General features: G+C 70.7%; 9 protein-coding genes. 3 read left to right on the top strand and 6 right to left on the bottom strand.

The genetic code is table 11. The features are described from left to right. From B7767_RS07940 to B7767_RS07930, 3 genes are all read right to left on the bottom strand, one after another. Positions 1 to 848: metal ABC transporter permease (locus B7767_RS07940; protein ID WP_085571540.1), on the bottom strand; the 848-nt coding region annotated here is incomplete at its 3' end. Between the two features lie 5 nt (positions 849 to 853). Further along, a complete protein-coding gene (locus B7767_RS07935) occupies positions 854 to 1,624 on the bottom strand; it encodes a metal ABC transporter ATP-binding protein (protein ID WP_085571542.1) in 771 nt (256 codons plus the stop codon). A gap of 23 nt (positions 1,625 to 1,647) precedes the next feature. Next, positions 1,648 to 2,658, bottom strand: coding sequence for a metal ABC transporter substrate-binding protein (locus B7767_RS07930; protein WP_085571539.1), 1,011 nt, complete (start codon positions 2,656 to 2,658; stop codon positions 1,648 to 1,650). A gap of 161 nt (positions 2,659 to 2,819) precedes the next feature. Between B7767_RS07930 and B7767_RS07925 the strand changes: the two genes are divergently transcribed. Further along, positions 2,820 to 4,202 (top strand): glycine--tRNA ligase, encoded by a 1,383-nt coding sequence (locus B7767_RS07925; protein WP_085571538.1) that lies wholly within the window; start codon positions 2,820 to 2,822, stop codon positions 4,200 to 4,202. Positions 4,203 to 4,243: 41 nt separating this feature from the next. Here the strand turns inward: B7767_RS07925 and B7767_RS07920 are convergent, their stop codons facing one another. Continuing rightward, entirely contained in the window at positions 4,244 to 4,492 is a 249-nt protein-coding gene (locus B7767_RS07920; RefSeq protein ID WP_085571537.1) for a hypothetical protein, read from the bottom strand. 155 nt (positions 4,493 to 4,647) lie between these two features. On the opposite strand from B7767_RS07920, the gene B7767_RS07915 reads away from it, so the two are divergent. Continuing rightward, complete coding sequence (locus B7767_RS07915; protein WP_143652274.1) at positions 4,648 to 5,106, top strand: hypothetical protein; 459 nt, start codon at positions 4,648 to 4,650, stop codon at positions 5,104 to 5,106. Here B7767_RS07915 and B7767_RS07910 read toward each other — a convergent pair whose 3' ends face one another. Continuing rightward, positions 5,107 to 6,552 (bottom strand): MFS transporter, encoded by a 1,446-nt coding sequence (locus B7767_RS07910; protein ID WP_085571535.1) that lies wholly within the window; start codon positions 6,550 to 6,552, stop codon positions 5,107 to 5,109. 106 nt (positions 6,553 to 6,658) lie between these two features. Between B7767_RS07910 and dusB the strand changes: the two genes are divergently transcribed. Continuing rightward, positions 6,659 to 7,813, top strand: coding sequence for a tRNA dihydrouridine synthase DusB (gene dusB, locus B7767_RS07905; protein ID WP_085571534.1), 1,155 nt, complete (start codon positions 6,659 to 6,661; stop codon positions 7,811 to 7,813). Here the strand turns inward: dusB and B7767_RS07900 are convergent. Beyond that, positions 7,814 to 9,464, bottom strand: a 1,651-nt coding sequence (locus B7767_RS07900; protein ID WP_256923354.1) for a CDP-alcohol phosphatidyltransferase, incomplete at its 5' end; no start/stop codon positions are given.

Raw genomic sequence — 9,464 nt, 5'->3', positions numbered from 1 at the left:
GGGTCGCCGCCGGGCTGTGCGGCGGCCAGCGCCCGGGCGCGGCGGCGGGCCAGCGGGGCGGCCAGCGCGGTCAGCGCGATGAACGCGCCGATGGTCAGCAGCACGATCGTCGCGCCGGGCGGCACGTCCTGGTAGTACGAGGTGACCGTGCCGCCGATGGTCACGCTCACGCCGATCGCGACGGCGATGGCGAAGGTGGCGGCGAAGCTGCGGGTGAGCTGCTGGGCCGCCGCGACGGGCACCACCATGAGCGCGCTCACCAGCAGCAGGCCGACCACGCGCATGGCGACGGAGACCGTGACCGCGGCCGTGACCGCCGTGAGCAGGTTCAGGAACCGCACCGGCAGGCCCGTCACCCGGGCGAACTCCTCGTCCTGGCTGACGGCGAAGAGCTGCCGGCGCAGACCGACGGTGACCAGGACCACGAACGCGGCCAGCAGGCAGATCGCGGTCACGTCGGACTCGGAGACCGTGGACAGGGAGCCGAAGAGGAACGAGGAGAGGTTGGTGGTGGAACCGCCGGGGGCGAGGTTGATGAACATCACGCCGCCGGCCATACCGCCGTAGAAGAGCATCGCGAGGGCGATGTCGCCGCGGGTCCTGGCGTACCAGCGGACCAGTTCCATGAAGACGGCGCCGAGGACGGAGACCAGCGTCGCCATCCACACCGGGGACCAGCTCAGCAGGAAGCCGAGGCCGACGCCGGTCATGGCGACGTGGCCGATGCCGTCGCCCATGAGGGCCTGGCGGCGCTGGACGAGGTAGATGCCGACGGCGGGGGCGGTGATGCCGACCAGGACGGCGGCGAGCAGCGCCCGCTGCATGAAGGCGTAGTCGAGAATGTCCATCGGATTCAGCTCAGCAGTCCCGTGCGGATCGGTTCGGTACCCGCGGGGGCGTGCGGGTGGACGTGGTCGTGGCCGGGCAGCGCGTGCTGGCCGACGGCCTTCGGGGGCGGGCCGTCGTGCAGGACGCAGCCGTCGCGGAGCACGACCGCCCGGTCGATCAGGGGTTCCAGCGGGCCCAGTTCGTGCAGGACGAGGAGGACCGTGGCGCCCTCGGACACCTGGTGCCTCAGGGTCTCGGCGAGGATCTCCTGGCTGGCCAGGTCGACGCCCGCCATCGGCTCGTCCATGATCAGCAGTTCGGGGGCGGCGGCGAGCGCGCGGGCGATCAGGACCCGCTGGTGCTGGCCGCCGGAGAGGGCGTCGACGGAGTCCTTCGCGCGGTCCGCCATGCCGACCAGGTCCAGGGCGTGACGTACGGCCTCGTGGTCGGTCCTGCGGAAGAGGCCGAAGCGGGTGCGGGCCAGGCGGCCGGAGGAGACGACCTCGGTGACCGTGGCGGGCACGCCTCCGGCGGCGGTGGTGCGCTGCGGGACGTAGCCCACGCGCGCCCAGTCGCGGAACCGGTGCCGCGGGGTGCCGAACAGCTCGATCTCGCCCGCGCTGGCGGGCACCTGGCCGATGACGCTGCGCACGGCCGTCGACTTGCCGGAGCCGTTGGCGCCGAGCAGGGCGACGACCTCACCGCGGTGCACGGTGAGGTCGATGCCGCGCAGGACGGGGCGCGAGCCCAGCTCGGCGCGGACGCCGCGCAGGGAGATGACGGGCCCGGTCGTCATGCCGTCCTCCGGTGGTTCGTCGGTCACTTGGTTCCCAGGGCCGTCTGCAGGGCCTTGAGGTTGGCTTCCATGACCTGGAAGTAGTCGTCGCCGCGGGATGCGTCGGTGATGCCCTCGAGCGGGTCGAGGACGTCCGTCTTCAGTCCGGTGTCACCGGCGAGGGTCTTGGCGGTCTTGTCGCTGACGAGCGTCTCGTAGAAGACGGTGGTGACGCCGTCGGCCTTCGCCATCTGCTGGAGTTCCTTCACGCGGGCGCCGCTGGGCTCGGTCTCGGGGTCCAGGCCGCTGATGGCCTCCTCGGTCAGGCCGTAGCGCTCGGCGAGGTAGCCGAAGGCGGCGTGCGTGGTGATGAAGACGTCGGTCTTCTTGTCCGCGAGGCCGGTCTCGAACTTCTCGTCGAGGTCGTTCAGCTTGCCGACCAGGGCCGCGGTGTTCTTCTCGTAGTCGGCGGCGTGGTCGGGGTCGGCCTTCTCGAAGGCCTTGCCGACGCCCTCGGCGACCTCGGCGTACTTGACCGGGTCGAGCCAGATGTGGGGGTCCTTGCCGCCCTCGTGCTCGTGCTCGTGCTCGTGGCCGTGCTCCTCCTCCTCGGCGTGCCCCTCCTCGGCGTGTCCCTCCTCGGAGTGCTCCTCCTCGTGGCCGCCGGCCTCGGTGCCGTGCTCCTCCAGGGAGGTCAGGGTCGCCGCGTCGATCTTCGTCTTCACCGGGGACTGGCCGATGGCCTCGTCGACGGTGGGCTGGAGGCCCTTGAGGTAGAGCGCCGCGTCGGACTCCTCGAGCTGCGCGGTCTGCTTGGCGCTGATCTCCAGGTCGTGCGGCTCCTGGCCGGGCTCGGTGAGACTGGTGACGCTGACGTGCTCGCCGCCGATCTGCTCGGCGAGGAAGGCCATCGGGTAGAACGACGCGACGACGTCGAACTTGTCGGTGTTGCCCGCGGCGGCGCTGTCGGAGGAACAGGCGGTCAGGGTGCCGAGACCGAGGGCGGTGACCGCGGCCAGCGCGGCCGTGGATATGTAGTGTCGTCGTACGTTCATGACACTCATTTTCAACAAATATGGAAACCGTTGTCAACAAAGCACGTGAGGGCGCTGTAGGGGGCACCGAATTGGTCGCGGGGCAGGCCGCGCCGGTAGCCTGAGGGCTTCGCTGGAAGCAATCTCGCTTCGTCGCCCGTCGTCGTAATGAAGAGAGCACCGTGGCCGCCGACAAGATCGACACCATCGTCAGCCTGAGCAAGCGCCGTGGCTTCGTATTCCCCTGCAGTGAGATCTACGGCGGCCAGCGTGCCGCCTGGGACTATGGACCGCTGGGTGTCGAGCTCAAGGAGAACCTGAAGCGCCAGTGGTGGCGCTACATGGTGACGTCGCGCGAGGACGTGGTCGGTATCGACTCGTCCGTCATCCTGGCCCCCGAGGTGTGGGTGGCCTCCGGCCACGTCGCCACCTTCACGGACCCGCTGACCGAGTGCACCTCCTGCCACAAGCGGTTCCGCGCGGACCACCTGGAGGAGGCGTACGAGGAGAAGAAGGGCCACGCCCCGGAGAACGGCCTCGCCGACCTCAACTGCCCCAACTGCGGCAACAAGGGCACCTTCACCGAGCCCAAGCAGTTCTCGGGCCTGCTCTCCACCCACCTCGGCCCGACGCAGGACTCCGGCTCCATCGCCTACCTGCGCCCCGAGACCGCCCAGGGCATCTTCACCAACTTCGCCCAGGTGCAGACCACTTCGCGCCGCAAGCCGCCGTTCGGAATCGCCCAGATGGGCAAGTCCTTCCGCAACGAGATCACGCCCGGCAACTTCATCTTCCGCACCCGCGAGTTCGAGCAGATGGAGATGGAGTTCTTCGTCAAGCCGGGCGAGGACGAGAAGTGGCAGGAGTACTGGATGGAGCAGCGCTGGAACTGGTACACCGGTCTCGGCCTGCGCGAGGAGAACATGCGGTGGTACGAGCACCCGCAGGAGAAGCTCTCCCACTACTCCAAGCGCACCGCTGACATCGAGTACCGCTTCCAGTTCGGCGGCAGCGAGTGGGGCGAGCTGGAGGGTGTCGCCAACCGCACCGACTACGACCTCTCCTCCCACTCCAAGGCCTCCGGCCAGGACCTCGCCTACTACGACCAGGAGGCCGGGGAGCGCTGGACGCCGTACGTCATCGAGCCGGCGGCCGGTGTCGGCCGGGCGATGCTCGCCTTCCTGCTCGACGCGTACGTCGAGGACGAGGCGCCCAACGCCAAGGGCAAGATGGAGAAGCGGACCGTGCTGCGGCTCGACCACCGCCTCGCGCCGGTGAAGGTGGCGGTGCTCCCGCTGTCCCGCAACGCGGAGCTGTCGCCGAAGGCGAAGGGTCTCGCGCAGGCCCTGCGCCAGCACTGGAACATCGAGTTCGACGACGCCGGTGCGATCGGGCGCCGTTACCGTCGCCAGGACGAGATCGGCACGCCGTTCTGCGTCACCGTCGACTTCGACACGCTGGACGACAACGCGGTGACCGTGCGCGAGCGCGACACCATGAAGCAGGAGCGCGTCTCGCTCGACCAGATCGAGGGGTACCTCGCCTCCCGCCTGATCGGCGCGTAGCCGCCGCGCGGGCTCGCTTCAGGCCCCCGGTGCCGGACCACTCAGTGGTCCGGCACCGGGGGCCTCGCGTTCGGCACCCGTCGGTTCGGGTTCGACGGGTCCACCGTCGCCTGGTGCGCCTGTGTCAGGTGCTCCTGTGCCTTGAGTAACGGCAGGAGCCGCGCGCTTCTGCGCCAGCCGCAGGTGTCGCACCTGAGCGTGCGCTGCACGCCGGTGCGCTGGACGCGCACGGTGTGCTCACGGCCGTGCAGGTCCCAGCGGCTGACCTTGCTGGTGTCGGTCCGCGACATGGTTTCTCCGGTGGCCGGGGCGGGTGTCGCCGTTCTTCTGCCCCGCATCGGGGACGGTAAGGAGCATGAGGCAAGAACGACATCAACAGGTGTTCTCCCGGAGGGAGTTCCATCACGGTACGGTTCCACCGGTGCCGTGGGGAGGGGCGGGCGGAATGGCTGATGTGGTGAGCGCCTTCGTGGCCGCGATCGCGCTGGTGGTGTCGGTGTGGTCGGTCCTGTATGCGGCCAGACAGACGAAGGCCGCCGCCGAGCAGGCCGGGATCAGCAACACGGTGGCCTCCATCTCGGCGAACGACATGGCCCTGCGCGCGTTGCGGGAGGTACATCTCCTGATGCTCGAACGCCCCGGCTCCCGCGCGTACTTCTACGGCGGCAAACCGCTGCCGGAGCACCAGGACGAGCGTGACGCGATCACCACGATCGCCGAGCTGCTGGCGGACGTGATGAGCAGCGGCCTCCTCATCCACGCCGAAGTACCCGACAGCAAAAGTGCCCATCCGTGGAGCGACTACTGTCGGCACACCCTGGCGAACAGTCCGGTCATGCGTGACCTGGTGCGGGCACACCCCGCATGGTGGCCCCCGCTCCCCGCACTGCTCCCGCCGGGCTGATCAGGCGGGCACGTCCGCGTCCTGCCGGATCTCCGCCGTCTTCAGTCGCTCCGCCGTCCGCTCGGCGGTGCGGCGTGCCCAGCGGCCCGACGTCAGCAGGCCCACGACCAGCACCACCAGCCCGCACACGACGAGGATCCACCACCCGGGCCGCGCCGCCGTCACGAACGTGTCCGCGTACGACGACGACCCCACCCCCGCCGCCAGCACCGCGCCGATCACCGCGACCCCCAGCGCCTGCCCCAGCTGACGGCTGGTGGACGCGACCGCCGAGGCCACCCCCGCCTGCGCGGTCGGCATGCCGGAGACGGCGGTGTTGGTGATCGGGGCGTTGACGAAGCCGAAGCCGACGCCGAAGAGGACGTACCCGAGGAAGAGGGTGACATCGGACGTCTCGGCCTCGAACAGGGCGAAGAGGAGCCCGCTGACCGTCATCGCGCCACCGGCGACCAGCAGCGGCAGCCGCGGCCCCCGGCTGCCGACGAGACGGCCGGAGAGCGGGGCGCACAGGAAGGTCGGGACGGCCATCGGAAGCATCCACAGGCCCGCGTCCAGGGCGCTCAGACCCCGTACGTTCTGCAGGTACAGCGTGGACAGGAACAGGAAGCCGCCGAGCGAGGCGAACGCGCTCACGGCTATGACCGTGGCCCCGCTGAACGGAGCGGAGCGGAAGAAGCGCAGGTCGATGAGGGGTTCGCGGCGGCGGGGCTCGTAGCGCAGGAGGGCGAGCAGGGCGAGCAGGGCGACGGCGGCGAAGGGGGCGGTCGCCGTGAGGGAGGCGTGCGGGGCCTCGATGATCGCGTACGTCAGGGAGCCGAACAGGACGATCACCAGGAACTGGCCGACCGGGTCCGGGCGGCGGGCCTTCGGCGCGCGGGACTCCGGGACGAAACGCCAGGTGAGCAGCAGCGCGGCCAGACCCACCGGCAGGTTGATCCAGAAGATGGAGCGCCAGCCGACCGACTCCACCAGCAGCCCGCCGACCAGCGGTCCCGCGGCCATCGAGATGCCGACGACCGCGCCCCACGCGCCGATCGCGCGGGCCCGTTCGCGGGGGTCGGTGAAGGTGTTGGTGATGATCGACATGGCGACCGGGTTGAGCATCGAGCCGCCGACCGCCTGGATCATCCGGAACACGACCAGCGACGTCAGGTCCGGTGCCAGTGAGCACAGCACCGAGCCGAGGGTGAAGACCACCAGGCCCGCCATGAACACCCGTCTGCGGCCGATCCGGTCGGCGGTGGAGCCGGCCAGCATCAGCAGGGACGCCAGGACGAGGGTGTAGGCGTCGATGGTCCACTGCAGACCCGAGGTGCTCGCCTCGAAGTCCCTCTGCAGGGCGGGCAGGGCGACGTTGAGGACCGTGTTGTCCAGGCTCACGATCAGCAGGCTCATGCAGCAGATCGCGAGCACCAGCATGCGTCGGCCATGGCTGAGCTCGGGCATGGGTGCCATCGTACGCGCATTTCGATAGTGCGGTTAACTAATGACCCTTACACGGTCATCGGCACCGCCGTGCCGGGTACCCCTCGGGATGCGGGACAATGGGGGAATGCCCACTTCCTCGCCGACCACGGACACGACCCTGCGCATCGGCCCGCACGCGGTTCAGCCGCCCGTCGTGCTCGCCCCCATGGCCGGGATCACCAACGCGCCCTTCCGTACCCTGTGCCGGGAGTTCAGCGGCGGCAAGGGCCTGTTCGTCAGCGAGATGATCACCACCCGGGCGCTGGTCGAGCGCAACGACAAGACCATGCAGCTCATCAGGTTCGACGAGAGCGAGAAGCCGCGCTCCATCCAGCTCTACGGCGTCGACCCGGTGACCGTCGGCAAGGCCGTCCGCATGATCGCGGAGGAGGACCTCGCCGACCACATCGACCTCAACTTCGGCTGCCCGGTCCCCAAGGTGACCCGCAAGGGCGGCGGCTCGGCCCTCCCGTACAAGCGGAACCTGCTGCGGTCCATCCTGCGCGAGGCGGTCAGCGGGGCCGGGGACCTGCCGGTCACGATGAAGATGCGCAAGGGCATCGACGACGACCACCTGACCTACCTGGACGCCGGCCGGATCGCCGTCGAGGAGGGTGTGACCGCCATCGCGCTGCACGGCCGTACCGCCGCCCAGCACTACGGCGGCACCGCCGACTGGGACGCCATCGCCCGGCTGAAGGAGCACGTCCCGGAGATCCCGGTGCTCGGCAACGGCGACATCTGGTCGGCCGGGGACGCGCTGCGGATGGTGCGCGAGACCGGCTGCGACGGGGTGGTCGTGGGGCGTGGCTGCCTCGGCCGGCCGTGGCTGTTCGCGGACCTGGTGGCCGCCTTCGAAGGGCGCGCCGACGCCTTCGTGCGGCCCGCCCTGCGCGAGGTCGCCGACGTCATGGTCCGGCACGCCACGCTGCTGGGGGAGTGGATCGGCGACGAGTCGCGCGGGGTGATCGACTTCCGCAAGCACGTGGCCTGGTACCTGAAGGGCTTCGCGGTCGGCTCCGAGATGCGCAAGCGGCTCGCGATCACCTCCTCGCTGGAGGAGCTGCGGGCCGGGCTCGACGAGCTGGACCTCGACCAGCCCTGGCCGGCCGGCGCCGACGGCCCCCGCGGCCGTACGTCCGGCAACAACCGGGTGGTGCTGCCGGACGGCTGGCTGAAGGACCCGTACGACTGCGCGGGCGTCGGCGAGGAAGCGGAACTGGACACCTCCGGCGGCTGATCAGCCCTTCGTGGGGCGGGGCGTGGAGCCGTAGGCCGTCAGGAAGCGGTCGCGGAACGAGCTCATCCGCCACACCGGCGCGTCCTTCGCCGGCCTGAGCCCTTCCGTCCAGTTCCAGGCGTCGGTCTTCTCCAGCACCTTCGGGTCCTTGGCGACGATCGACACCGGCACGTCCCGGCTCGCACCGTCGCCGCTGACGCGGGCGATGGGCTGGTGGTCGCCGAGGAAGACGAGGACGGTGTCGTCGGTGCCGTAGCGCTCCAGCCACTGGGTGAGGCTGGTGACCGAGTACTCGATCGACCTGCCGTACTCCCGCCGGGACTCGGTGGAGTCGGCGATGACGTCGGAGGACTTCTTCCCCGCCTTCCGGACGGCGTCGAAGACCGAGCCGTCGCCGAGGTCGTCCCAGTCGACCAGCTCGGGGACCGGCGCCCAGGGCTGGTGGCTGGAGGTGAGGATGATCTCCGCCATCAGCGGCCGGTCGCGCTTCCTGCCGTGCTCCAGGCGCTGGAAGGCCTCCAGGGCGTACTGGTCCGGCATGGTCGACCAGCTGAACTTCGGCCCCTCGTAGCCGAGGCCGAAGGCGTCGTAGACCTTGTCGAGGCCGTACCACTCGGCCTCCGGCCAGGCCTTCTGCACACCCGGCATGACGCCGACGGTGTCCCAGGCGCCGGTCTTCTGGAACGCCTTGGTGAGGGTGAGGTGGTCGCCGGAGGTGACGGTGCGGTAGCGCTGCTGGTTGTCGATCCACAGGCCGGACAGGGCGGTGGAGTGGCCGAGCCAGCTGCTGCCGCCGTACGTCGCCGAGGTGAGCCAGCCGCTGCGGGCGTGGTAGCCGGCCTTCGCGAGCGCGGCCGTGCGGGTGTCGAGGACACGGGTGACGCCGGGGGCGATCAGCGGGTCCTCGACGGCGGTGCGGCCGTAGCTCTCGACGAAGGCGAAGACGACGTCCTTGCCGCGCAGGTCCGGGACGAGCCGGCCGGGGGGAGTGGCGCCGAAGGTGTCCGCCCGCGCCTCCTTCGCGAACGCCGCCTCGTCGCGCAGGGTGTCCACCACGCGCCGCGTCTGTCCCTTCAGGGCGCCCGCGGCGCGGTCGGAGGCGACCGGCGCACCGGAGACCTGGACCCCGAGCGCGGCGCAGGCGACCCACGCCGTCCCCGCGATCAGCACGCCCCGGCCGGCGCGGACGCGGTGGCGGGCGAGCAGGTTGCCGAGCCGGACGGTGGCCAGTGCCGTGACGGTCACGAGGAGCAGGGCGAGGACGACCGCGCCGACGGCGGCGGCGGTCGCGGCCGTGGAGCCCGTCGAGTCCGCCACGTAGGCCTGGGCGTCGTCGAGCAGCCCCCAGTCGAGCACGACGTTGAAGCCGCGGCCCAGATACTCGGTGAACCCGATGTCCAGCAGGTTCAGCACGGTCAGGACGCCGATGCCCGCCCCGTACAGCGCCGCCACGACGATCCGCGGCCGGCGGGGCAGGGCGAGCAGCAGGACGGCCCCGATGATCGCCTCCGCCGGTATCCGGGTGAACCGGCCGGGCCGGAGCCCCGGCGCGGTGTTCGGCATCAGGAGGGCGCCGACGACGAGGGCGGCGGCGAGGACGTGGACCGTCCGGCGGAGGGCGCGGGCGGCGGCGGGGTGCGCGTCCCGCGCG

The sequence above is a fragment of the Streptomyces sp. 13-12-16 genome (genome assembly GCF_002114215.1).
In the GTDB taxonomy this organism is placed as follows: domain Bacteria; phylum Actinomycetota; class Actinomycetes; order Streptomycetales; family Streptomycetaceae; genus Streptomyces.
The sequence above is the reverse complement of the archived record's forward strand: the minus strand, read 5'-3'. Positions and strand labels throughout refer to the sequence as shown.